The organism is Sphingomonas anseongensis, from assembly GCF_023516495.1.
Taxonomy (GTDB): Bacteria; Pseudomonadota; Alphaproteobacteria; order Sphingomonadales; family Sphingomonadaceae; genus Sphingomicrobium; species Sphingomicrobium anseongensis.
The window spans coordinates 204,610-227,559 of record NZ_JAMGBC010000001.1; the positions used below are offsets into that span (position 1 = coordinate 204,610).

Below are 22,950 nucleotides of genomic sequence, written 5' to 3' on the forward strand. Positions count from 1 at the left end.
ATTTAACGCCGGACCCATCGACGGATCAGGCCGTCAAATGGGGCGCAACCGGGGATGCAAGCAGGCACGGCCCAGAAGATCAGCAACGCCATTCTATCTGGCGCGGCCGGCTTCGCATCATTCTTTTTCTCTCTGTGTGCGCTCCTGTACATCACGGAGCTGAACACGAAGATCGTCGCCGCCATCGTGGCTGGCGCTTTTTGTTTGCTTATCAGCTACATAGCGTCCGAACGGCCCAACAGCGAGAGCGCCCGCGCGCTGACCGCCCTCGGCGAACGCCTGCTCGCGGTCGAGGACGGCGACCTTGTTTCGCCGGCGCCTCCGATCGTCCGCAGAATGATGCCCAAGCTTGCCGCCGCGGTGGACACCTTGTTCGCCGAGGTCCGGGCCTCGATCGAAAATGCCCACGCGCTGGGAATGTACGATCCGGTGACGTCGCTTCCCAACCGGCTTCATTTCCGCTCGGAGGCCGACAAGCTGCTGGGCGAGACCGGGAACGGCAAGTCGGCGATGCTGTTCGTCGACCTCGACCGGTTCAAGAACGTCAACGACAGCCTGGGCCACGCCCGCGGCGACCAGCTCTTGATCATGGTCGCCAACCGGCTTCGGGTGGTCGTCACCGCAGAGCTCAGCGAGAATGTCGCTCGGCGGCCGCTTCTTGCGCGCCTGGCCGGCGACGAATTCACGATCTTTTTCCCGCACATCGATTCCGTGGAGGACGTCGAGCGGGTCGCACGGCGAGTCGCGCTCGCGATCGCCGAGCCGTTCGAGCTCTACGGCCATAGCGTCGACATCGGTGCGTCGATCGGCGTTTCGGTCAGCCCTGACCATGGCACGAGCATCGAATCCCTGATGCGCGCCGCGGACATCGCCATGTACCGCGCAAAGTCGCGCGGCGGCGGTCAGCACTGCCTGTTCAACGAAGAGCTCGCGGCCGAGCACCAGAGCAAGGTCGAGACCGAGAAGGCGCTGACCGAGGCGGTCAACGACGGGGAATTCCAGCTCGCCCTCCAGCCGCAGCTGAGCCTTGTTACCGGCGAGATCGTCGGCGCGGAGGCCCTGCTTCGCTGGAACCATCCGAACGACGGCTTGCGGATGCCGGCGACCTTCATCCCGGTCGCCGAGCGCACAGGCCTTGTCGCCGAAATCGGCGAATGGGTGATTTCGGAAGTCGCGATGATGCTCGGCAACTGGCACCGCGACGGCTTCAACCACCGGGTGTCGTTCAACGTAAGCCCGCGCCAGCTAGACCGGATCGACTTCTTCCAGCGCCTCCGAACGGCCTTCGCCGAGCAGGGCGTGCCGCTGTCGATGATCGAGCTGGAGTTCACCGAAAGCGCGGCGATGGAGGCGAGCGAGGCGGTCATCGCCGAGATTGGCTCGCTTCGCGAGGCCGGAGTGCACATCGCGATCGACGATTTCGGCACCGGCTATTCCAACCTTGCGCGGCTTCGCTCGATGCCGCTCGACAGGGTGAAGCTCGATCCGTCGCTTATCGCCGACATCGAGGTATCGGAGAAGGCGCGGGTTATCGTCCAGGCGGTGGTGCAGCTAATCAAGGGCGTGGGTGCCGAGATCGTCGCCGAGGCGGTCGAGAATGCTGCCCAGGCCGACATCCTGCGCGCAATGGGCTGCGACACGGTCCAGGGCTTCGTCTTCGGCGCCCCGATGTTCGAGCCGGAATATCGCGCCTGGGTGAACCACGTGCGCGGAACCTCGGCGCAGTCGGTCGCCTAACCGACCATCCGTTCGATTATCCGGCGGTATATCCGGGACAGCGCCTGGATGTCCTCGACCGCCGCGCATTCGCCGACCTTGTGCATCGTCGCGTTCGGAAGCCCGAAATCGACCACAGGACAGAGCTGGATGAGGAAGCGGCCGTCCGACGTGCCTCCGCTTGTCGAAAGCTCGGGCGCCTCGCCGGTCTCCTCGCGGATCGCGTCGACGATGAGGTCGTAGAGCGGGCCGGGTGGCGTCAGGAACGCCTCGCCGGAAATGCGTGCGCGGACCTTGGCGTCGGGAGCGATGCGCGTGGCGACTTCCTCCACCATCCGAACCAGGTCCGCGCCCTTCTGGAGGTTGTTGAAGCGGATATTGAGCTGCGCGGTGGCGGCGCCCGGGATGACGTTGCTTGCGTGGGTCGGCGTGTCGACCCCGGTGAACTCGAGGTTCGAAGGCGGGAAGACGTCGGTTCCGTCGTCGAGATGAAGAGCGCTGAGCTCTGCGACGATCCGAGCGAGCGGCGGGATCGGGTTTGTCGTCCGGTGCGGGTAGGCGACATGCCCCTGGACGCCCGGAACCTCGATCCACATGTTGACCGAGCCGCGGCGGCCGATCTTCACAGTGTCGCCGAGACGGTCGACCGACGTCGGCTCGCCGATCAGGATCATGTCGGGGCGGATCTTGCGCTCGTTTAGCCAGTCGATGATCCGCGGGGTGCCGTAGGTCGAATAGCCTTCCTCGTCGCCGGTGATGAGGAGCGACACCGTGCCGCGCTTCTGCTCGACCTCGCCGAGAGCCGCGACGAAGGCGGCCACGCCGCTCTTCATGTCATTGGCTCCGCGGCCGACCAGCACTCCGTCCTCGATCCGCGCTTCGAACGGGTCGCAGCTCCAGTTGTCGCCGGCCGGGACGACGTCGAGATGCCCTGCAAAGCCGAAGTGCGGAGAGCCTTCGCCGCGGATCGCCACCATATTCTCGGTCGGGCCGTCGGGCGGGTCGCCCATCACCCAGCGGTGGACGGTGAAGCCGAGCGACTGGAGCGCGCGGTCGAGGACGTCGAACACCTCGCCGCTTGCCGGAGTGACGCTAGGGCATCGGATCAGCTCTCGGGCGAGCTCCACCGGGTCGATTGAAGCGGCCATTGCAAGCGCCTAGCAAGCAGCCGCGAAATTGCACAGGGGACCGTAGCCATGCCGAAGCTGGACCTGGACTCGATCGAGCAGACCAACCGGACCGGCTATCCCGCGCCCTATGACCAGGAGGTCAGCGGCCGCTGGTACCGACGGCTCGCTCCGGCCGGCGGACTGACCCAGTTCGGCGTGAGCCAGGTGACGCTCAAGCCCGGCGCCTGGTCGAGCCAGCGCCACTGGCACGACGAGGAGGACGAGTTCCTGGTGATGATTTCCGGCGAAGCCGTGCTGGTCGAGGATGAGGGGCCGACCGTGCTTCGAGCCGGCGACTGCGCGGCATTTCCGGCAGGAGTGAAGGATGGCCACCACCTTCGCAACGAAAGCGATTCGGACTGCGTGTTCGTAGTGGTCGGAAGCGGTGCGGGCGGGACCGGCGGCTACTCAGACATCGATATGATGTGGACTGCCGACGACCGTTACGTCCACAAGGACGGCACGCCTTATTAAGCGGCCTCGTTTTCGTACTGGTCGATGACCCAGGGCTCGTCCTGCGCCTTGTCGATCCAGTCGTTGACGTCCGGCTGCGACAGCACCGACTTCATGTACATCGCGGCGAAGGACGGCACCTTCACTCCATAAGTGATGAAGCGAGTCACGACCGGAGCGAACATGATGTCGGCGGCGCACCAGTCGCCGAACAGGAACTCGCCGGTCCCGCCGAACCTTGCGCGGGCCTGCGCCCACAGCTGCATGATCCGATCGATCTCGCCGCGCACCTCATCCGACAGGTCGACGGGCGAGTAGGTGCGCCGGACGTTCATCGGCAGGTCGCGGCGGAGGTTGGAAAAGCTGGAGTGCATCTCGGCTGCCATCGACCGGGCCATCCCGCGCGCCGAATCATCCTCCGGCCAGAATTTGTTGCGTCCGGCGCGGTCGGCCAGGAATTCGACGATGGCGAGGCTGTCCCATACGACGCATTCGCCGTCCCACAGGATGGGCACCTTGCCCATGGAGGGGCCGAACTCGTCGCCCTCGCGCCGCCGGTCCCAGTCCTCGTCGAACATCGGCACGACGAATTCCTCGAACTCTTCGCCCGATTGCCTGCATGCCAGCCAGCCGCGCATCGACCAGCTTGAATAGGCACGATTGCCGATGATCAGCTTGAGCAAGGCCCGCTCCTAAGAAATTGCCGCTTCGAGTATTGCCGTTCTCAACTCGGCGATCCCGCTACCCGTTTCACTCGACGTCGCGAAGATCGCCGGATGGGCGGCCGGATGGCTTCGAGCCTCGGCCACCGTCGCCTCATAAAGCGATCCGAGCGCCGATGGTTTCACCTTATCGGCCTTTGTCAGCACGAGGTGATAGCTGACCGCCGCATCGTCGAGCATCTTCATGACCTCGCGGTCCACCGGCTTGAGCCCGTGACGCGAGTCGACGAGCACAAGCGTCCGTTTGAGCACCTGACGCCCCCGGAGGAAGTCGTTCACCAGGTAGCGCCAGCGCTTGACCATGTCCTTTGGCGCATCGGCGAATCCGTAGCCGGGCATGTCGACGAGCCGCATCTGGAGCGGGTCGCCGATATTGAAGAAGTTGAGCTCCTGCGTGCGGCCCGGCGTGTTCGAGGTTCGTGCAAGCTTGTTGCGGTTGGTGAGCGCGTTGAGGAGCGAGCTCTTCCCGACGTTGGAGCGGCCGGCAAAGGCGACCTCCGGGACGTCGGGATCGGGCAGAAACTGGAGCTCCGGCGCCGACTTCAGGAACTCTATCGGCCCCGCGAATAGCTTGCGGGCACGTTCGGCGAGGTCATGGTCCTCTTCCACTAGGTATGGGCCGGGTGGGTGTCGCTAAGGTGGAGGCCAAAGCGGCGGTACAACCACCATTGTTGGGCGATCGTCAGGATATTCGACGTCACCCAGTAGAGGACCAGCCCTGCCGCGAACGGCGCCAGCACGAACATCATTACCCACGGCATCAGCGAGAAGATCTGCTGCTGCGTCGGGTCCATCTGCTGCGGGTTCAGCTTGAACTGGAGCCACATCGTGACTCCCAAGAGGATCGCCAGCACGCCGAGGTGGAGGAACCCGGGAGGATCGAAGTTCAGAAGGCCGAAAAGGTTGACCGGTGTCAGCGGATCGGGCGCGGAAAGGTCCTTGATCCACAGGACGAACGGCTGGTGCCGCATTTCGACCGACACCATCAGCACCTTGTAGAGCGCGTAAAAGACAGGGATTTGAAGAAGGATCGGAAGGCAGCCCGCGGCAGGATTGATCTTCTCCTGCTGGTAAAGCTTCAGCATCTCCTGCTGCTGGCGCGCCTTGTCGTTCTTGTAGCGCTCCTGAAGCGCTTTCAACTTCGGTTGCACCTTGCGCATCGCAGCCATCGACTTGAACTGCTTCTGCGCCACCGGGAACATCAGCATCCGGACGATGACCGTCAGGCAGATGATCGCCACGCCGAAATTGCCCGTCACGTGGAACAGCCAGTTCAAGAGGTCGAAGATCGGCCGCATGAACCATTCGAACCAGCCCCAGTCGATGGACTTGGACAGCCTGGTGATCCCGGCGTCCTCGTAGCGGTCGAGCAGCGCCTTTTCCTTGGCTCCGGCGAAGAGGCGCGTGTCCGTCTGCACTGCGCCGCCCGGCGGCACGATCTGCTGCGGCTCGGCATAGTCCGCCTGGAATCCACCGCCGGCAGTGCCGGTGAAACTGGCGGCCATTTGCGGGCTTCCGACGGGAGCGAGCGCTGTCAGCCAATATTTGTCGGTGAAGCCGAGCCAGCCGCCGTCGGAGCTAAAGCTGTTGCGCCCGGCCTTGGCCGAGGTGCCGAAGAGCTTGGAGAAGAAGCCCGGCTCTTCGCCGCGGAGGTTCTCGTAGCTGACATCATATTGCGCAGCGCCGTTGAAGACTCCGACTGGCCCGACGTGCATCGTCCAGCTGCTCCGGTCCTCGGACATGCTCGAGCGGCTGACGAGCCCGTACGGACGAACCGCAATCGCTCCGCCGCCGGAGTTCAACACCTTCTGGCGGACGGTGAAGAGATAGTCCTCGTCGACCGATACGATGAGCTGGAAGGTCTGCCCGGTTCCGTTGGACCAGCTGAGCGTCACCGGGTGATTCGGCTGAAGCACAGGAGCGCTGGCCGTCCACTGGCTGTCGGCGGCGGGAGTCTGGATGCCTTGCGCGGTCCAGCCGAACGTCGCGAAATAGGCGGCCGGAGCGCCAGCCGGCGAAAGCAGGCGCACGGGCGGCGAATCCTTGGCAATCGTCTGCCGCTGCTTGAGCAGGACCAGGTCGTCGAAGCGGGCGCCCTTGAGGTTGATCGATCCCTGGATGCTGTGCGTGCGAATCGGCAGTCGCGGGCTTTCCGCGAGCACCTGGCTTCGCGCACGCACTTTGGCTGGCGCCTGCGCGGTGGGCGTCGTTGCCTGTGGCTGCGGCTCCGCCGGCTTCGTCTGTGGGCTCTCGACCTTGTTGGCTGGAGGAGGAGGCGCCGGAAGGAAGCGGTCGGACAGCATCGTCCAGCCGAGCAGCACCAGCGCGCTCAGCACGACTGCGAGGATCATGTTACGGGTGTCGTTCACTGGGGCGTCGATCCTCGCTTTGGCGTCTTAGGGTACAGGGTCCGGCCCCTGACCACCCCAGGGGTGGCAACGCCCGATCCGTTTGAGGGCAAGCCAGCTCCCGCGGAGCGCGCCATAGCGCGACAATGCGGTGATCGCATAGGCGGAGCAGGAAGGTTGATAGCGGCAGCTGGGCGGAAGCACCTTCGAAGGGCCGAGCTGCCATGCCCGGCAAATCCAGATCAGCAGCCGCGTGATCATTGCCCGACCCGCTTCAGCGCCGACGACAGGTCGTTGCGAAGCGCGGCGAAATCGCGCTCGATTCCGCCGGCGCGGCCGATCATCACATGGTCGGATCCGGCGAAGCCCTGGGCAGGGATGATTTCCCTGGCGAGGGCGCGGAAGCGTCGCTTCATGCGGTTGCGGACGACGGCGTTGCCGATCTTCTTGGTTACGGTGAAACCGACGCGCCTCTGCGGATCGTCGTCGCGCCGATCGCGGACGAGGAGCACAAAGCCGGGTGTCGCGGCACGCCTTCCGGCGTTCGCGGCGAGAAAATCCGACCTTTTCTTGATGATTTCTAGGCGCTGAGCTTCTTGCGGCCGCGACCGCGGCGCGCGTTTAGCACCTTGCGTCCGCCGACCGTCGCCATGCGGGCCCGGAACCCGTGCCGCCGTGCGCGGACCAGATTGCTCGGTTGAAAGGTGCGCTTCATCGCTCATGCCTCAAGATTCAAAAGAAAAAGGGCCGCCGTTCGGGCAGCCTCCCTATGGGCCGCGCCGATAGAAGAGAGGTGCGGCAAAGTCAATCGCCGGAAGGTCCCGCCTGGCCCTTTTGCTCCTTCATGCGCTCGTATCGATGGCGCGCGTTTTTCCTCCTCAGGGCTCGGTCGGTCCAGTAACCCGCCTTCGGCTGCCAGCGCTTTAGCCTCACGTAGTGGCGCTTGGCCCACCAGCTCGTCTTCAGGATCAGCGCCACTCCGGGCGCGATCAGGAAGACGCCGCCCGGCCCCGGAATCGGCGCGATGATCAGCCCACCGATGATGAGGAGGACGCCCAGGGCGAACATTCCCCACTCCACCCAGGCTTTGTCGAGGAATCGCTGAACTTGCCGCCACCTAACCATCATCGCGATGTGGTTGCAGAATGGCGTTCGCGCAAGCGGCTTGCGAATTCGGCGGGTGGCGGGCTAGCAGGGCCAATGCCGAGCTAGGGGGCCTGTTGTTTGCCTGTGAACGTCTAACCAGCCGGGGGCGGCGATAGATGGCCGCCACCGTCGCCACTGTCGCCTATCTCGGGCTCGAGGCCCGGGCGGTCGAGGTCCAGGTCCAGCTTTCCTCCGGAATTCCCAAGTTCACGATCGTCGGGCTTGCCGACAAGGCAGTCGCCGAAAGCCGCGAGCGCGTGCGTGCAGCGCTGGCGTCGATCGGCCTCGCGCTTCCGCCAAAGGTCATCACCGTCAACCTGTCGCCCGCCGACCTTCCAAAGGAGGGCTCGCACTACGACCTTCCGATCGCCTTGTGCCTGCTGGCGGCAATCGGTGCCGCCGACGCTGAAGCGTTGTCGCACTATGTGGCTGTGGGTGAACTGTCGCTCGACGGGCGGATCGCGCCCTCGCCGGGCGTACTTCTTGCCGCGATTCACGCGTCGGGCGAGGACAAGGGCCTGATCTGCCCGGCAGCGCAGGGCAGTGAGGCCGCCTGGGCCGGCGAGCTTGACGTGATCGCGGCGCCCGACCTGCTTGCGCTGCTCGCCCACCTGAAGGGCACGACTTTGCTCCAGCCGCCCGCCCCGGTGGAAGCGGAGGCGCTGGAGCCCGGGCCCGACCTTTCGCAGGTGAAGGGGCAGGAGGTCGCCAAGCGGGCGCTGGAGATCGCCGCCGCGGGGGGCCACAATCTGTTGATGAGCGGGCCTCCGGGAGCGGGCAAGTCGCTGCTCGCGGCTTGCCTTCCGGGCATATTGCCGCCGCTAGAGCCCTCAGAGGCGCTGGAAGTGTCGATGGTCGCCTCCGTCGCGGGCGAGCTCAACGGCGGGCGAATCAGGCGGCGCCGGCCCTATCGGTCGCCTCACCATTCGGCATCGATGCCTGCGCTCGTCGGTGGCGGGCTTCGGGTTCGGCCGGGTGAGATAAGCCTGGCGCACCTTGGCGTCCTGTTCCTCGACGAATTGCCCGAATTCCAGAGGCAGGTCCTCGATTCGCTTCGCCAGCCGCTGGAAACGGGCAATGTCAGCGTTGCCCGTGCGAACACGCACGTGACCTTTCCTGCCCGAGTGCAGCTGGTTGCGGCGATGAACCCGTGCCGCTGCGGGCATCTGGGCGATCCGGCGCTGGCCTGCAGCAGGGCGCCACGCTGCGCTGCCGATTACCAGGCGCGAGTGTCCGGGCCCTTGCTGGATCGAATCGATCTCCACGTCGACGTCCAGGCAGTTTCCGCCGCCGATCTCACCTTGCCTTCGCCCGCTGAGGGTAGCCGCGAGGTTGCCGAGCGGGTGGCGAGGGCGCGCAGCGTCCAATCCGGGCGTTACAACGGCTCGGGAGTGCGCACGAACGCCGAAGCGGACGGCGACCTCCTGGAACAGGCCGCCACGCCGGACGAGGCGGGCCGAAAGCTGCTTGCCGATGCCGCCGCGGCGATGCGGCTGTCGGCGCGGGGCTTCCATCGCGTGCTTCGGGTGGTAAGGACGATCGCGGATCTTTCCGGAGCCGAGCAAGTGGGCCGAATCCACGTCGCCGAGGCGCTGAGCTATCGGAGGCAAGCGCCGCGTAACTAAGCTTGCAGACGTCCGCCGGCCGGCGCATCCGGAGGGGATGAACGAGCTTTCCCCCGTAGCGACGCGCCCGAAGACCATCGCCGACGTCGCAACGCCGGCGCTGATCCTCGATCGGCGCAAGCTTCAGTCGAATGCAGACCGAATGCGGGCCAGGGTCGCGGAGCTTGGCGTGCAGCTTCGCCCGCACGTGAAGACCTGCAAATCGATCGACGTCCTTCGCGTGCTGTCGGGCGGCGCGGACCTTGCGATCACCGTTTCGACGCTGGCCGAGGCGCGCTATTTCTTCGAAAACGGCGTCCGGGACATTCTCTACGCGGTCGGAATCGCTCCATCCAAGCTCCCACAGATCGCCGACCTCATTCGACGCGGCTGCACCTTGCGCGTCATCCTGGACACCGTCGAAGCGGCGGAAATGGTCCAGGCGTTCGGGCTTGCCGAAGGCATCACGATCGAAGCGCTGATCGAGCTGGACACCGACGGATGCCGCGCCGGAGTTGCGCCGAATGACGAGCTCTTGCTTGAGATTGCGCGACGGTTGTCGTCGGATCGCGGAGCCAGGCTCGCGGGCGTCATGACCCATGCCGGCGGCTCTTATTCCGCGAGGACGCTCGGCGAGTTCGAAGACATCGCCGAGCGCGAGCGAGCAGGGGCCGTCAGCGCTGCCGAGCGGCTCCGCGCGGCAAGCTTTCAGGTCGAAATCGTCAGCGTCGGCTCCACGCCAACCGTCTATTACGCCCGCGGCCTTGAAGGAGTCACCGAAGCCCGCGTCGGCGTCTATGCCTTCGGAGACCTCGTCCAGGCGGAACTGGGCACCTGCGGCGTTGACGACATCGCCATCTCGGTTCTCGCCAGCGTCATCGGCCATAACCGGTCCCACGGCCGTGTCCTGGTCGACGCCGGATTCCTCGCACTCAGCCGGGACCGGGGTACAGCCGATTTCCCGGTCGACTGGGGCTATGGAGCAGTCTGCGACGCCGCAACGGGGGCGCTGATCGACGGAGTTCGTGTCGAATCGACCAACCAGGAACACGGAATCATCACCGCGACCTCGGGCGAGCTGGACTGGTCGCGATTCCCGATCGGTGGACAGGTGCGAGTCCTTCCGAACCACGCCTGCGCGACCGCCGCGGCTCACGACCGCTATTTCGTCGTCGACGGCGGGAATGACATCGTCGGTGTGTGGGAGCGCGTGAACGGCTGGTGAGCCCATTGCGGCCCGCTGAAGGCGTCGCTAGCTAAGCGCTGCCGTGCCCCTGTGGCGGAATGGTAGACGCGCTCGACTCAAAATCGAGTTCCTTAACCGGAGTGTCCGTTCAAGTCGGACCAGGGGCACCAACACCACGCGCGTTACATGTTCGCAATCCGCTAGCCGCTGCCCCAAGGCGCGGATATGCTGCGGCGATGGATGCTCGCACGACCAAGCGGAAAATGGCCGAAACGGTGAACCACGCTCATGAACTGGCGGAAGCATTCACCGCCAAACGCGACCGGCTGCTTGCGGCACTGACCCTAATCGCCGGCGTCGGCCTCATTGTGGCTCTTCCATTCGCGCTTCGAGCGGGCGCCGAATTCTTCCTTCCGGTGACCGCGGCGCTGGTGGTTGCGATCGCGCTCGTCCCGCTACTTGAATGGTTCGAGCGTCGGGGGATCCCGTCGCGCCTCGCCTCCGCTCTCTGCCTCCTCATCTTCCTGACCGTGACCGTTTTCGCCATCGGCTCGATCGTCCTTCCGGCAATCGACTGGATCACGCTGATTCCCGAACGCATCGGCAAGGTGCAGGCCGCGCTCAGCCCGTTGCTCGACCTCTACAAGAGCTTCGACCGCTTCGTTGAACGGATACTCTCGCAAATCGCGATCAGTCCCGACCGAACCCGGATGGTCACTATCGAGACTCCCAACTCGCTATCGGGGCTGTTGACGACCTCGGCGCCGCACATCCTGATCCAGCTCTTCTTCGCGCTGCTGGTGATCTTCTTCTTCCTCGCCGGATGGACGACGATGCGCAAGCGCACGATCGTCAGCCGCGGCAGCTTCGAAGGCGCTCTCACGACGGCTCGCGTGATCGAGCGAGTCGTCGATTCGACCTCGACCTATCTGGGCACGATTACCGTCATCAACGTCGCGCTGGGCGCTCTGACGGCAGTGATCATCTGGCAGCTGGGAATGACCTCGCCGGTGATGTGGGGCGGTATCGTCGCCGTGCTCAACTACATCCCGTACCTTGGCCCGATCGCTTCGGCGCTCTTGCTGTTCTTCGGCGGGCTTATGGTTTTCCCCGACGCATGGGGGGCGATGCTCCCGCCTCTCGTCTTCATCGGCCTTCATCTCGTCGAAGCGAACCTCGTGACCCCGATGATCGTCGGCGAGCGGCTGGAGATCAATCCGCTGGCGATTCTCATTTCGCTCAGTTTCTGGGCTTGGGTGTGGGGAACCACAGGTGCTTTGTTGGCCGTGCCTCTGCTGATCATCATCAAGCAGGTATTTTCCGCCGCCGGCACCCCCGACATTGCCGGATTCCTGTTCGAGCACGGCACCTTGACGCACGTCGGCGAGGACGAGGAAAATGAGGAAGGTCTTGTTGACAGTGCAGGGGGCGTCACCTAGGTCGCGCGCCTCACCGGGTCCCTACAAGACCCGGCTGGGAACCCAAGAAACGCGCGGGTGTAGCTCAGTTGGTTAGAGCGCCGGCCTGTCACGCCGGAGGTCGCGGGTTCAAGTCCCGTCACTCGCGCCATTCCCTACATAGATAGGTGCGCAGCTTTGAGCCTGCCGCAGCTTGCATTACTGTCCCGCCCCCATGAGCGCGCGAGACTCTGCCTATGCGGCCCTCGGCCTGAGGTCGGGCGCCGCTCGCTCGCAGGTTGACGAGGCGTATCGGCGCCTGATCAAGCTTCATCATCCCGACGTCGCCGGCGGGGATTCTACGCGCGCTGCCGAGATCAACCGCGCATACAGCCTACTCCGGCGCGAGGGGCTTGCGGCGGGACCCCAGCACCGGCCGGTTCCGATCGTCGCGCACGCAACGCGGCGGCGCGCCTCGCGCCCCGGAAGCTGGGCATTCGGCCTGGCGATCCTGGTTGTCATCGGCGCCGTTGCCGCCGTCCAGCTGCGGGAAGGCGCCGGAGTCTTTGCCCGACCAGTAAACGTCCGCTTGCCCGTGATCGTCGCGGCGTCGCCGGGTGGCAAGGCGTTGCCGGCTCTCGACTTCGACGAGCCTCTTCATTCGCCGGTCATATCGAGCGCGATCGCCGACGCGGTGAAGTTCCACCAGGCGAAAGATTCGTCAGCCGCCGAATTGTACAGCCGCGATTGCCAGGACAAGCTCAGGAAAGACCGCAACATGGCCTGGTTCGACGCCTGCTCCGCGTTCGACGAGGCAATCGTGACTCTGAGTAGCGATACGGAGCTTGCGGACTCGCGGGCCTTCAATTCGACTGCCGTCGTGGCACGTGAGTTGGCGTCCGCGCGCGCTCTGTCCGACGATATATTGGGAGCGGATTCGCGGCTCCGGCAGATCCGAATGCAAGTTGAGATGGAGCTTTTGCCCAAGCTCGATTCGGCGGCGGGCCAGCCGCTTTAGTCGGAGTCCTGCGAAGGCCCGGTCGCGCGCGTGCCGAGCGGCTTTTCGTCGGACTTGGCGGTCGAGCCGGTGAGCGTCCAGCGAAGATTGTCGGACGCCGCGACCTTCTCGACATAATCCTCGTGAGGAGCGGACTCGACGGCCTTGCGAGCTGCAATGACGTTGGCCAGGTTGAACCGGATGGCGACGCGCCCAGCCGGCGCCTTCCCGATCTCGGCGCCTGGAATGTCCGCCGCTTCCTCGATCGCTGCCTGGGTCGGCCGGTTGGCCAGAGCAGCCAGAGCGGCGCTCTTCAGCGCGGACGCGCTCGGTTCGTGGCTGGCATAGCGCTGTATGTAGGCCGAGGGCCTGCCCCAGCCTCCTGCCCAGCGATAAAAGAGATGCGCCCCGATGACGGCGTTCTTCGCCATGCTCGAGGCCCAGTAAGGAACGACATAATCGGCGTGGTAGTGGGTCGCGAGGCCGACGGGGCCGTAGACGGCGCCGTTCAGCGCTGCTTCGGCGATCGCCCGGGCGCGCGCCCATCCGTCGACGCTGGGCCGCCGTTCGAGCGAGCCGTCGCAAGTGAAGGTGAATTGGCAACCCGTAACCCGGGTCGAGCCCTGGAAGACCACACCGCACACGCTCGACGGGAAGGCTGGATGCCGGACCCGGTTGAGAATGACCTGCGCGACCGCCCGCTCGCCGTCGGCGCTCTGGTTGCCGGCTTCATAATAAACGGCGCTGGTCAGGCAATCGAGCGCCTGCGCGCGGGTCGCAGTGTCGGCCTTGGCCATCGAGAAGGGGCGAGCTGCGGGATTCGGTCCGCTTGCCACCGGGATGTTGCTGTTGAGCGCGACTGCGTCGGCTGGAGCCAAGTCACGGACGAGAAGCGGCGGTGGTGCTGGAGCGGTCTGCTCGGCCCTCGCCGCGGCAATTTCTTCGGTGTTCGGGATCGACCAGGCAGCTCCGCCGACGGCCAATGCCGCAAAGGCCATGGCCCCCAACGCGAGGAGTTCGCGGGGGTGCTTCCGCCAAAGCGTCAAGGCCCTGTCACGGGCTGGAAGAAGGCTCGATGCAATCATTGGGAAACTGGCGGTGATATAGTCGAATAATACGCGCCGTTCAATGAGCGCGGCCTGAACGGCCGAACCATTCGAGCCCCTCTGGGCTTGCAAAGGCGTCGAGGTGGACATCCCAAGGATCGGCGGGGACCGTAGCTTCGAGCCTCTGCATCGGCCATCCCACGCCGATCAGTTTGGCTCCGGAACGTTTCAGCCTGCCGATAACCCGGTCGTAATGGCCCTTGCCCCGGCCGATCCTGGCGCCGCGCGAATCGATGGCGATCAGGGGCACAAGGATGAGGTCGGGCTCGACTGGCGGGGCGGTCGGCCTGGGCTGCATGATTCCGAAGGGTCCGGGGACGAGAGGGTCGCCGGCGAGGAATCGAAACGGCTTGGCCGGATTGGCGAAGGCAGGAAAGGCGACCACCGCCCCGACGGCCCGGGCTTCTTCGATCGCGACCTGCGGGCTGATTTCGCTTCCCATCGCCGAATAGCCGGCCACGACCCGGGCAGAAGCGCAAAGGGCCGTCAAATGCTCGGCGAGCTGCTGTTCGAGAAGCGCCCTGCTTGCATCGTCGAGCGTGGCGACGAACGCCTTTCGCGCTTCAAGCGCGGCCGACCGGAGCGACTCCTTCGATCCGGGCTGGATCGGCGGAGGAAGAGGAGGTGACGGGACCACCGTGGCCGTTTGCCGGAAATCCTCTGACGCCACAAACGTCAGGTGGGCGCCGTATAGGCCTGACCAAGATCAGACCAGGGACAGCTCCCTAGGATATTTAATCGCCTCAGGGATGTTCATGGCCTCGTACCGGGCAGTACCCGTCTACACCTATCTAGGTGGTCGAGTCCTCGGCCTCAAGGGCGTCGGCGAGCGATTCGAGGCGCTGCGCAATCCGTTCGGCGCGGCTCGCGAGCTCGGGGTCCGGAGCAGCGGCGGCGGCCGCTTCCGGGCGCTGGTCGACCAGCTGGTCGGCGAGGAGAAGGCCCGCGAACAGGAGCTGGCGAGCTTCGGACAAAGTCCCGAGGCCGGCGATCGCCTCCCGGCTCTTGGCGTCAACCAGGCGGGCGGCGGCGCGAAGGGTTTCTTCCTCTCCGTCGCGGCAACCGACCTTGTACGGCCGACCGGCAATGATGATGTCGATCTCGGCCATCAGCGGCTCGCCTCGCGGATCAGCTGGTCTAGCTCGGACACGGCTTCGCGGACCTTGGCTCGAAGCTCGTCATCGCGGCCGCTGACCGGTTTTCGCTGTGCGAGTGCTTGCTCGACTCGCGCAATCGCACGCTCGGCGCGGTCCAGTGCCGCCGACAGGCCCCCGTCATCCATGACTCTCCGCCTACGAAAGAAGCGCCTGACGGGCAAGCATTGACGCCCAACGAGTCACCCCTCAAAGGAGCCGCCATCGGCCCGCCGAATCCGGCTGACGGCCGTATCTGCTGAGGAGCCGAAACTTGCAGCCGACCCAACGCCGACTTGCCAACGCCATACGGGCGCTGGCGATGGACGCGGTGGAGGCCGCCAACAGCGGCCATCCCGGGATGCCGATGGGCATGGCCGATGCGGCGACAGCGCTGTTCACGCGCTACCTCAAGTTCGACCCGAAGGACCCGCACTGGCCCGACCGCGACAGGTTCGTGCTGTCGGCGGGGCACGGCTCGATGCTGATCTACTCCCTGCTCTACCTGACCGGCTACGCGCGGCCGACGATCGATGACATCCGCAACTTCCGCCAGCTCGGAAGTCCTTGCGCGGGTCACCCGGAGAATTTCGAGCTTCCCGGAGTGGAGGTGACGACCGGGCCGCTTGGGCAGGGCCTCGCGATGTCGGTCGGAATGGCAATCGCCGAACGGCACCTCAACGCAATCTACGGCGACGAGCTGGTGGACCACCGCACCTATGTGATCGCCGGCGACGGCGACCTGATGGAGGGGGTCAACCACGAAGCGGTCGGGCTTGCCGGCAACCTCAAGCTCGGCCGGCTGGTTGTGCTCTGGGACGACAATCGAATCACCATCGACGGGTCGACCGACCTGTCGCGCAACGAGGACGTGATCGCCCGCTTTGCTGCCTCGGCCTGGCACACGGTCGAGTGCGACGGCCTGGACAGCGGCAAGGTATCGAAGGCCATCGACGAGGCGATCGCCGACGAGCGGCCGTCGCTGATCCGCTGCAAGACCATCATCGGCTACGGAGCGCCCAACAAGCAGGGCACCGAAGCCACTCACGGCGCGGCTCTTGGCGCCGACGAGATCGCGGCCGCCCGCAAGGAGCTCGGCTGGGATTCGCCGCCCTTCGAGATCCCCGACGACGTGCTTTCCGCCTGGCGCGAGTTCGGCAAGCGCGGGGAGGCGGAGCATCGCGAGTGGAACCGGCGGCTGTCGGCAAGCGGCAAGAACGACGAGCTGATGGCCCGAATGTCCGGCTACGCCAGTGACAGCTGGCTCAAGCCGCACCTGGACTCGCTGCTCGCCAATCCGCCCAAGGTCGCGACCCGCAAAGCGTCTGAGATGGCGCTTGAGGCCATCAACCCGGTGGTAACCTCGACAATCGGGGGATCGGCCGACCTCACCGGATCGAACAACACCAAGACCAAGGCACTGCAGCCGCTCACCGCGGACAATTACGCCGGTCGCTACGTCTATTACGGAATTCGCGAGTTCGGCATGGCCGCGGCGATGAACGGCATGGCGCTGCACGGCGGTGTGATCCCGTACGGCGGCACGTTCCTCGTGTTCACCGACTATGCGCGTCCGGCGATCCGGCTGTCTGCGCTTCAGCGGGCGAAGGTCATCTATGTGATGACCCACGATTCGATCGGCCTGGGCGAGGACGGACCGACCCACCAGCCGATCGAGCATCTCCAGAGCCTGCGCGCGATTCCGGGGCTTGAGGTCTACCGGCCGGCGGATGCGGTCGAGACGGCCGAATGCTGGGCGCTCGCGCTCGCCAGCGACGGCCCTTCGGTGCTGGCTCTGACCCGCCAGAACCTGCCGCCGGTGCGGACGGAGGCGATGACAGAAAACCTGTGCTCCCGCGGCGCTTATCGGCTGAAGTCAGCGAAAAACGCCCGCAAGGTGATCTTCCTTGCCACGGGTTCCGAGGTCGAGATAGCGCTCGGCGCCGCCGAGAGGCTTGAAGCGCAGGGGGTGGGTGCCGATGTCGTGTCCATGCCCTGCACCGAGAAGTTCGACGCGCAGGATGACGCTTACCGCGAGGACATCCTCCCGGACGTCTCCAACCGGGAGATCCTGCGGGTCTCGGTCGAGGCGGGATCGACGTTCGGCTGGGAACGCTACACGGGCCTCCACGGGCTGAGGCTTGGTATCGACCGCTACGGCGTCTCGGCCCCGGCGCCGGACGCCTATAAATTCTTCGGGCTGACTCCGGACGCGGTCGCCGCCCGGGTCGCCGACCACATGAAGCAAAGGGAAATTCGATGACGAAAGTTGCAATCAACGGATTTGGCCGGATCGGCCGCCTGGTCGCCCGCGCGATCCTCGAGCGGCCCGATTGCGGGCTCGAGCTGGTTGCGATCAACGACCTCGCCGACGCCAAGTCCAACGCCTGGCTGTTCAAGCGCGACAGCGTTCACGGCGCCTTCCCGGGCGAGGTGACAACCAGCGGCAACGACATCGTCGTGAACGGCAAGACCATCCACGTCACCGCCGAGCGCGACCCGGCCAAGCTTCCGCACAAGGCGAACGGCGTCGACATCGCCCTGGAGTGCACCGGCTTCTTCACCGACCGAGCCGGCGGCGAGAAGCATCTGGAGGCGGGCGCGAAGCGAGTCCTGATTTCCGCACCGGCCAAGGGCGTCGACCTGACCGTTGTCTATGGCGTCAACGACGACAAGTTGACCGCTGAGCACAGGATCGTCTCCAACGCGTCCTGCACCACGAACTGCCTCGCGCCTGTCGCCAAGGTGCTGAACGACACGATCGGCATCGAGCGCGGGTTGATGACGACGATCCACGCCTACACCAACGACCAGAAGATCCTCGACCAGATCCACCCGGACCTGCGCCGCGCCCGTGCGGCGGCGATGTCGATGATCCCGACGACTACGGGCGCCGCACGCGCCGTCGGCGAAGTGCTGCCCGAACTCAAGGGCAAGCTCGACGGGTCGGCCGTCCGGGTGCCGGTTCCGGACGGAAGCCTGATCGACCTGACATTCACGCCGAAGCGCGACACCAATGTCGAGGAAGTGAACGGCGTACTGAAGGCCGCGAGCGAGAGCGGCCGCCTGAAAGGCATATTGGTCTATTCGGACGAACCGCTGGTCTCGATCGACATCGTCCATACGCCGCAGAGCTCGATCGTCGACAGCCTCGAAACAGCAGTTCTAGAAGGCAAGCTCGTCCGCGTAGTCAGCTGGTATGACAATGAATGGGGCTTCTCGAACCGGATGGTCGACACCGCGGCGGCTATGGCCAAGCTCGGCTAATGGCTCGGATTGCCGGCATCGCTCGTCACGATCGTCCGTTCGGGCCGGTCGAAGTGCTCGATAGCGCGCAGCTGATCGAGGGGCAGGGCGTTGCCGGCGATTTCCGTGGAACGCTGAAGGCCGGATCGGACGGACGCCGCGGCGTCGTCCTTCTGGAAGCTGCGGATTGGACTGAAGCCACGGCCGAGTGCGGCGCGGAGCTTCCGTGGTGGGAGCGTCGGGCGAACCTGCTCGTCGAAGGGCTCGACCTTCCCCAGCAGCCCGGCGCTAAGCTTGGCATCGGCACTGGAGTGCTCGTGGAGATCACCCAGGAATGCGCGCCATGCGAGCGGATGGAGGCTCTTCACCCGGGCCTTCGGCAGGCGCTCACACCCGACTGGCGAGCCGGTGCCCGAGCGCGTGTTTTGCGGGGCGGAAGCGTTGCCGTCGGTGACGAAATCAGGATCGAGCTTCAGTGAGGTTCAAGACCCTCGACGACCTTCCGGAGGAGCTGACCGGAAAGCGCGTGCTCGTGCGGGTGGACCTTAACGTGCCCATGGAGGGCGCGTCTGTCACCGACGACACACGGCTGAGGGCTATGCTTCCCACCGTCCTCGAGCTCAGCGACCGGGGTGCGATCGTGCTCCTGCTGTCGCACTTCGGGCGGCCGAAGGGCGAGAGCCGCCCGGACATGTCGACCGCGCAGTTGGTGATGCCGCTGCACAGGCTGGCGGGCCGGTCGGTGCGCTTCATCGAGGATTGCCAGGGTCCGGAGGCGGAACGCGCGATCCAGACCATGCTTCCCGGCAATATCGCGGTCCTGGAGAACACGCGCTTCCATTCCGGCGAGGAAAAGAACGATCCAGAGCTCGCCAAAGGCATGGCGGCGCTCGCGGACTATTACGTCAATGACGCCTTTTCCGCCGCGCACCGGGCCCATGCCTCGACCGAGGGCGTCGCTCACCTGCTTCCGGCGTTCGCCGGGCGGGCGATGGAGGCCGAGCTCAAGGCTCTCGAAAGGGCGCTCGGCAATCCGGAGCGCCCGGTCGCGGCGGTGGTCGGCGGAGCGAAGGTCTCGACGAAGCTCGCCGTGCTCGGCCACCTCGTCAGCAAGGTCGATCACCTGATCATCGGTGGCGGGATGGCGAACACCTTCCTCGCCGCGCGCGGCGTGGATATCGGCAAGTCGCTCGCCGAGCGTGATCTCGCCGGCGAGGCCGAAGACATCATGACCCGCGCGGAGGGTGCCGGCTGCACCGTCCACTTGCCGTACGACGTCGTGGTGGCGAAGGAGTTCGCTCCAAACCCGCCGAGCGTCCGCACCTGCAACGTTCACGAGGTCCAGAGCGACGAGATGATCCTCGACGTCGGGCCGGCCGCCGTCGAAGCCCTTTCGGACGTCCTCAAGACCTGCCGCACCCTGGTGTGGAATGGACCGCTCGGAGCGTTCGAGACTCCGCCGTTCGACGAAGCGACGGTCGCCCTGGCGAAAACGGCCGCAGCGCTGACGAAGGAAGGCTCCCTCGTCTCCGTTGCCGGCGGCGGCGATACCGTCGCGGCGCTGAACCAGGCGGGAGTCGCACAGGATTTTAGTTTCGTCTCCACGGCAGGTGGAGCGTTTTTGGAGTGGATGGAAGGGCGAACGCTGCCTGGCGTCGCCGCTCTGCAGAAGGACTGAGGAAGAGATGAACCACGCGGAAATGATGACGAAGATCGAGCGAGGGAATGGCTTCATCGCCGCGCTCGACCAGTCGGGCGGATCGACGCCCAAGGCGCTCAAGGGCTACGGAATCGAGGAGGGCGCCTGGTCGAACGACGAGGAGATGTTCGGCCTTATCCACCAAATGCGCTCACGGATCATCAGCTCCCCCTCGTTCGGAAGCGGCAAGGTGCTCGGCGCCATCCTGTTCGAGCGGACGATGGACGGCACGATCGACGGCAAGCCCGTTCCGCAGGTGCTTATCGAAAAGGGTGTGGTTCCCTTCATCAAGATAGACAAGGGCCTGGAGGACGAAGCGAACGGCGTCCAGATGATGAAGCCGATGCCGACGCTGATCGACCTTCTGACTCGCGCCAAGGCCCTTGGCGTGTTTGGGACCAAGGAGCGGTCGGTGATCAACCTCGCCAATCCGGAGGGGGTCACCGCGGTCGTCGAGCAGCAGTTCGACGTCGCGCGGCAGGTGCTTTCCCAGGGGCTAGTGCCGATCATCGAGCCCGAAGTGAACATCAAGAGCGCTGAGCGCGGAGCGGCCGACCGCCTGCTCCTCGACGCGATCCTCCACGAGCTGGAGAGCATTCCAGCCGGTCAGCGCGTGATGCTGAAGCTGTCGATTCCGGCCGAAGCCAACCTGTTCCGGCCGCTCGTCGAACATCCCAAGGTGCTTCGCGTCGTCGCGCTGTCGGGCGGGTTCAGTCGCGCCGAAGCGTGCCGCGAGCTGGCGAAAAATCCGGGAATGATAGCGAGCTTCTCGCGGGCGCTTCTGTCCGACCTGCGTCACTCGATGAGCGACGATGAGTTCGACCGCTCGCTCGGCACCGCGATCGACGAGATTTACGAAGCCTCGACCCAGAAGGTGCCGGCCTGACGTTGGACGAAGTAACTCACGAATTCGCCGAGGCCTTCGTCCCGAGGGATCGGGCGCCGTGCAGGCTCTACCTTATCAGCCCGCAGGAGGTCGGCGGCCCATTTCCCGACCGGCTGAAAGCCGCGCTGGAACCGGGGCTGGCAACGGCGTTCCAGCTTCGGGTGAAGGACGTCGAGGAACACGAGCTCGCTCGCCTGGCGGAGCCGCTGCAGCGCATCTGCGCCGACGCGGAAGTTGCGTTCATCGTCAACGACAGCGCGTCCCTTGCGAAGCGGCTCGGCGCTGACGGGGTGCACCTGGGCCAGAGCGACGGCGACATCCGCGATGCGCGAGCGTTGCTCGGTCCGGCAGCGCAGATCGGCAAGACCTGTCATGACAGCCGTCACCTGGCGATGGACGCAGGTGAGGCCGGCGCCGATTATGTCGCCTTCGGCGCTTTCTACCCGACGACGACCAAGCCGTCCGACTACCGGCCTGATCCGACGATCCTCACCTGGTGGTCGACGCTGTTCGAAATTCCGTGCGTCGCGATCGGCGGCGTCACGCCTGAAAATGGGGAGCCGCTGGTGAAGGCCGGCGCCGACTTCCTGGCCGTTTGCCAGGCGGTGTGGTCGAAGGACGACCCGGCGGCGGCCGTCAGCGCCTTTTCGGACCTGCTCGTATAGTCAGCGATTGAGCTGCCCAACCATCGACTTGAGGGTCTGCGCATCGTCGATCGCGTGGCCCATGATGTCGTTGTTGAAATAGCACCAGCAGGAGCGGCCAGACCGCGCCTGTTCCACCAGCCATTCCGCCCAGGTCATCAGCCGTTCGTCCGAATAGCGACCCCAATATTTGCCGGCGCCGCCGTGGAAGCGGACATAGACAGCCGGCCCCACCTCCAGCCTTTCCGTCACCGATCCGCGCATGTCATGCAGGCAAAGGCTGACGCGATGGCGCTCGAGCAGCGCGAAAGTCTCGTCGACGTACCAGCTCTTGTGCCTGAACTCGAAGACGTTGGTGACGTCGGACGGCAGCAGCCGAAGGAAGGACTCGAGCCGCTCGAGGTCGATCTTGAGGCTCGGTGGCAGCTGGTAGAGCATTGGCCCAAGCCGGTCGCCGAGATGCCGGGTCGCGGTCATCATGCGCTCCATCGGCTCCTCGCAATCAAGAAGCTTCTTGGCCTGGGTGATGAAGCGGTTCGCCTTGATCGCGTAACAGAAGCCCGGCGGCGCCTGGTTGCGCCATTTCTCGAACGTGGTCGCCTTGGGCAGGTGATAGAAGCTGCTGTTGATTTCGACCGTGTCGAAATGCTCGGCGTAGAAGGCGAACCAGCGTGTCTGCGCCAGGCCCTTGGGATAGAAGAGCTCGCGCCAGTGCTTGTACTGCCAGCCCGAGCAGCCGATTCGGATTTGCGCGGGTACGGAAACTACATTGGCCTCCATCGTTCCACAGCGACAACGGTGTGAACGAGGAAGGAGTTGCGCGTGCCTCTAAGCGATGCCCGAGCGCATGATCGCCCGCCTCGCGGGGCGCGGGCTCTCACCATTCTGTCGACGGCGGTGATCACCGCGATCCTGACGAGTGCCTTTTGGATCTTCACCTTCAAGATCTTCAACGCTCCCAACGAGCTCCAGCCGGCAGGGAAGATGGCCGAGGTGTCGGCTCCCGGTCAGCCGCCGGTGGCGATCGCCGAAGGGTTGGTCGTCGGGCCTGCGGGGCTGGCCATTCCGGTCCAGGGCGTGAAGCAGGGCGATCTCATCGACACCTTCACCCAGGCCCGCGCCGGCGGCCGGGTCCATGACGCGATCGACATCATGGCCGCGGAAGGGACTCCGGTCATCGCGGCCGCCGACGGGACGATAGAGAAACTCTTCTTCAGCGACGGCGGCGGCGGAATCACCATCTACGAGCGCTCGAACGACGGAAAGTGGACTTATTATTACGCGCACCTGCAGGGCTACGCGCCGGGCCTCGCCGAAGGGCAGCGAGTCCGGCAGGGCCAGGTGATCGGGCGCGTCGGCCACACGGGCAACGCCAATGCCGCCGGCCCGCACCTCCACTTCGCAATCAACCGGATGGAGGCGGGGCAGAAGTGGTACAATGGCGAGCCGATCAACCCCTACCCGCTGCTTGCCGGGAAATCGGTCAGCGGCTAGAGGC

At 65.3% G+C, this 22,950-nt stretch carries 26 protein-coding genes, 2 tRNA genes and 1 other RNA gene; 15 read left to right on the forward strand and 14 right to left on the reverse strand.

The window, feature by feature from the left end; genetic code table 11:
- The first annotated feature begins 54 nt into the window (after positions 1–54).
- Entirely contained in the window at positions 55–1,737 is a 1,683-nt protein-coding gene (locus tag LZ519_RS01075) for a putative bifunctional diguanylate cyclase/phosphodiesterase (RefSeq protein ID WP_249866900.1), read from the forward strand.
- On the opposite strand, the gene dapE is transcribed toward LZ519_RS01075, so the two are convergent.
- On the reverse strand, positions 1,734–2,864 hold the full coding sequence (gene dapE, locus LZ519_RS01080) for a succinyl-diaminopimelate desuccinylase (RefSeq protein ID WP_249866901.1): 1,131 nt from the start codon (positions 2,862–2,864) through the stop codon (positions 1,734–1,736). The genes LZ519_RS01075 and dapE overlap by 4 nt on opposite strands.
- 48 nt (positions 2,865–2,912) lie before the next feature.
- Between dapE and LZ519_RS01085 the strand changes: the two genes are divergently transcribed.
- Positions 2,913–3,359 (forward strand): cupin domain-containing protein, encoded by a 447-nt coding sequence (locus LZ519_RS01085; RefSeq protein ID WP_249866902.1) that lies wholly within the window; start codon positions 2,913–2,915, stop codon positions 3,357–3,359.
- Here LZ519_RS01085 and LZ519_RS01090 read toward each other — a convergent pair.
- From LZ519_RS01090 to LZ519_RS01120, 7 genes are all read right to left on the reverse strand, one after another.
- Positions 3,356–4,021 carry a glutathione S-transferase family protein gene (locus LZ519_RS01090; RefSeq protein ID WP_249866903.1) on the reverse strand — a complete coding sequence of 222 codons (666 nt, stop codon included), beginning with the start codon at positions 4,019–4,021 and terminating at the stop codon, positions 3,356–3,358. The two genes, LZ519_RS01085 and LZ519_RS01090, sit on opposite strands and share 4 nt — an antisense overlap.
- A gap of 9 nt (positions 4,022–4,030) precedes the next feature.
- Positions 4,031–4,669: a ribosome biogenesis GTP-binding protein YihA/YsxC gene (gene yihA / locus LZ519_RS01095; RefSeq protein WP_249866904.1), complete on the reverse strand. Its 639-nt coding sequence runs from the start codon at positions 4,667–4,669 to the stop codon at positions 4,031–4,033.
- Entirely contained in the window at positions 4,669–6,429 is a 1,761-nt protein-coding gene (yidC, locus tag LZ519_RS01100; RefSeq protein WP_249866905.1) for a membrane protein insertase YidC, read from the reverse strand. Before yidC ends, yihA begins: the two co-directional genes overlap by 1 nt.
- Positions 6,430–6,456: 27 nt before the next feature.
- The gene (gene yidD, locus LZ519_RS01105) at positions 6,457–6,669 is read right to left on the reverse strand and encodes a membrane protein insertion efficiency factor YidD (protein ID WP_249866906.1); all 213 of its coding nucleotides are present in this window, start codon (positions 6,667–6,669) and stop codon (positions 6,457–6,459) included.
- Positions 6,666–6,986, reverse strand: coding sequence for a ribonuclease P protein component (gene rnpA, locus LZ519_RS01110; protein ID WP_249868823.1), 321 nt, complete (start codon positions 6,984–6,986; stop codon positions 6,666–6,668). Before rnpA ends, yidD begins: the two co-directional genes overlap by 4 nt.
- 2 nt (positions 6,987–6,988) lie before the next feature.
- Entirely contained in the window at positions 6,989–7,123 is a 135-nt protein-coding gene (gene rpmH / locus LZ519_RS01115; protein WP_249868824.1) for a 50S ribosomal protein L34, read from the reverse strand.
- A gap of 89 nt (positions 7,124–7,212) precedes the next feature.
- Positions 7,213–7,476: a hypothetical protein gene (locus LZ519_RS01120; protein ID WP_249866907.1), complete on the reverse strand. Its 264-nt coding sequence runs from the start codon at positions 7,474–7,476 to the stop codon at positions 7,213–7,215.
- A 194-nt stretch (positions 7,477–7,670) separates the two neighbouring features.
- Here LZ519_RS01120 and LZ519_RS01125 point away from each other — a divergent pair, with 194 nt between their 5' ends.
- The 6 genes from LZ519_RS01125 (at position 7,671) to LZ519_RS01150 (ending at position 12,759) form a co-directional block, all read left to right on the forward strand.
- A complete protein-coding gene (locus LZ519_RS01125) occupies positions 7,671–9,179 on the forward strand; it encodes a YifB family Mg chelatase-like AAA ATPase (RefSeq protein ID WP_249866908.1) in 1,509 nt (502 codons plus the stop codon).
- 37 nt (positions 9,180–9,216) lie between these two features.
- The gene (locus LZ519_RS01130) at positions 9,217–10,383 is read left to right on the forward strand and encodes an alanine racemase (protein WP_249866909.1); all 1,167 of its coding nucleotides are present in this window, start codon (positions 9,217–9,219) and stop codon (positions 10,381–10,383) included.
- Positions 10,384–10,428: 45 nt separating this feature from the next.
- Positions 10,429–10,514: transfer RNA gene (locus LZ519_RS01135), tRNA-Leu, on the forward strand.
- 66 nt (positions 10,515–10,580) lie between these two features.
- Positions 10,581–11,783: an AI-2E family transporter gene (locus tag LZ519_RS01140; protein WP_249866910.1), complete on the forward strand. Its 1,203-nt coding sequence runs from the start codon at positions 10,581–10,583 to the stop codon at positions 11,781–11,783.
- 53 nt (positions 11,784–11,836) lie between these two features.
- A tRNA-Asp gene (locus LZ519_RS01145) sits at positions 11,837–11,913 on the forward strand.
- Positions 11,914–11,976: 63 nt separating this feature from the next.
- Positions 11,977–12,759 (forward strand): J domain-containing protein, encoded by a 783-nt coding sequence (locus tag LZ519_RS01150; RefSeq protein WP_249866911.1) that lies wholly within the window; start codon positions 11,977–11,979, stop codon positions 12,757–12,759.
- On the opposite strand, the gene LZ519_RS01155 is transcribed toward LZ519_RS01150, so the two are convergent.
- The 5 genes from LZ519_RS01155 to LZ519_RS01175 all read right to left on the reverse strand — a co-directional run bounded on the left by LZ519_RS01155 (position 12,756) and on the right by LZ519_RS01175 (position 15,126).
- Positions 12,756–13,736 carry a cell wall hydrolase gene (locus LZ519_RS01155; protein ID WP_249866912.1) on the reverse strand — a complete coding sequence of 327 codons (981 nt, stop codon included), beginning with the start codon at positions 13,734–13,736 and terminating at the stop codon, positions 12,756–12,758. The genes LZ519_RS01150 and LZ519_RS01155 overlap by 4 nt on opposite strands.
- A gap of 127 nt (positions 13,737–13,863) precedes the next feature.
- Complete coding sequence (locus tag LZ519_RS01160; protein WP_249866913.1) at positions 13,864–14,481, reverse strand: 5-formyltetrahydrofolate cyclo-ligase; 618 nt, start codon at positions 14,479–14,481, stop codon at positions 13,864–13,866.
- A non-coding RNA gene (gene ssrS, locus LZ519_RS01165) (6S RNA) lies at positions 14,471–14,624 on the reverse strand. The genes LZ519_RS01160 and ssrS overlap by 11 nt, the downstream gene beginning before the upstream one ends.
- A gap of 11 nt (positions 14,625–14,635) precedes the next feature.
- Entirely contained in the window at positions 14,636–14,953 is a 318-nt protein-coding gene (locus LZ519_RS01170; RefSeq protein ID WP_249866914.1) for a cell division protein ZapA, read from the reverse strand.
- Positions 14,953–15,126: a hypothetical protein gene (locus LZ519_RS01175; RefSeq protein ID WP_249866915.1), complete on the reverse strand. Its 174-nt coding sequence runs from the start codon at positions 15,124–15,126 to the stop codon at positions 14,953–14,955. The genes LZ519_RS01170 and LZ519_RS01175 overlap by 1 nt, the downstream gene beginning before the upstream one ends.
- 173 nt (positions 15,127–15,299) lie before the next feature.
- Here LZ519_RS01175 and tkt point away from each other — a divergent pair, with 173 nt between their 5' ends.
- Genes tkt through thiE form a run of 6 tightly spaced genes read left to right on the forward strand, consistent with a single transcriptional unit; the run spans position 15,300 to position 21,473 of the window.
- Complete coding sequence (gene tkt / locus LZ519_RS01180; protein WP_431358103.1) at positions 15,300–17,240, forward strand: transketolase; 1,941 nt, start codon at positions 15,300–15,302, stop codon at positions 17,238–17,240.
- Complete coding sequence (gene gap, locus LZ519_RS01185) at positions 17,237–18,244, forward strand: type I glyceraldehyde-3-phosphate dehydrogenase (RefSeq protein ID WP_249866917.1); 1,008 nt, start codon at positions 17,237–17,239, stop codon at positions 18,242–18,244. Before tkt ends, gap begins: the two co-directional genes overlap by 4 nt.
- The gene (locus LZ519_RS01190; RefSeq protein WP_249866918.1) at positions 18,244–18,702 is read left to right on the forward strand and encodes an MOSC domain-containing protein; all 459 of its coding nucleotides are present in this window, start codon (positions 18,244–18,246) and stop codon (positions 18,700–18,702) included. The genes gap and LZ519_RS01190 overlap by 1 nt, the downstream gene beginning before the upstream one ends.
- On the forward strand, positions 18,699–19,901 hold the full coding sequence (locus tag LZ519_RS01195; protein WP_249866919.1) for a phosphoglycerate kinase: 1,203 nt from the start codon (positions 18,699–18,701) through the stop codon (positions 19,899–19,901). The genes LZ519_RS01190 and LZ519_RS01195 overlap by 4 nt, the downstream gene beginning before the upstream one ends.
- Positions 19,902–19,908: 7 nt before the next feature.
- Positions 19,909–20,808, forward strand: coding sequence for a fructose bisphosphate aldolase (locus tag LZ519_RS01200; RefSeq protein WP_249866920.1), 900 nt, complete (start codon positions 19,909–19,911; stop codon positions 20,806–20,808).
- Positions 20,805–21,473: a thiamine phosphate synthase gene (gene thiE, locus LZ519_RS01205; RefSeq protein WP_431358104.1), complete on the forward strand. Its 669-nt coding sequence runs from the start codon at positions 20,805–20,807 to the stop codon at positions 21,471–21,473. Before LZ519_RS01200 ends, thiE begins: the two co-directional genes overlap by 4 nt.
- On the opposite strand, the gene LZ519_RS01210 is transcribed toward thiE, so the two are convergent.
- Positions 21,474–22,232 (reverse strand): DUF72 domain-containing protein, encoded by a 759-nt coding sequence (locus LZ519_RS01210; protein WP_249866922.1) that lies wholly within the window; start codon positions 22,230–22,232, stop codon positions 21,474–21,476. It lies immediately after the preceding gene.
- A gap of 165 nt (positions 22,233–22,397) precedes the next feature.
- Here LZ519_RS01210 and LZ519_RS01215 point away from each other — a divergent pair, with 165 nt between their 5' ends.
- On the forward strand, positions 22,398–22,946 hold the full coding sequence (locus tag LZ519_RS01215) for a M23 family metallopeptidase (protein WP_431358105.1): 549 nt from the start codon (positions 22,398–22,400) through the stop codon (positions 22,944–22,946).
- The last annotated feature ends 4 nt before the right edge of the window (positions 22,947–22,950 follow it).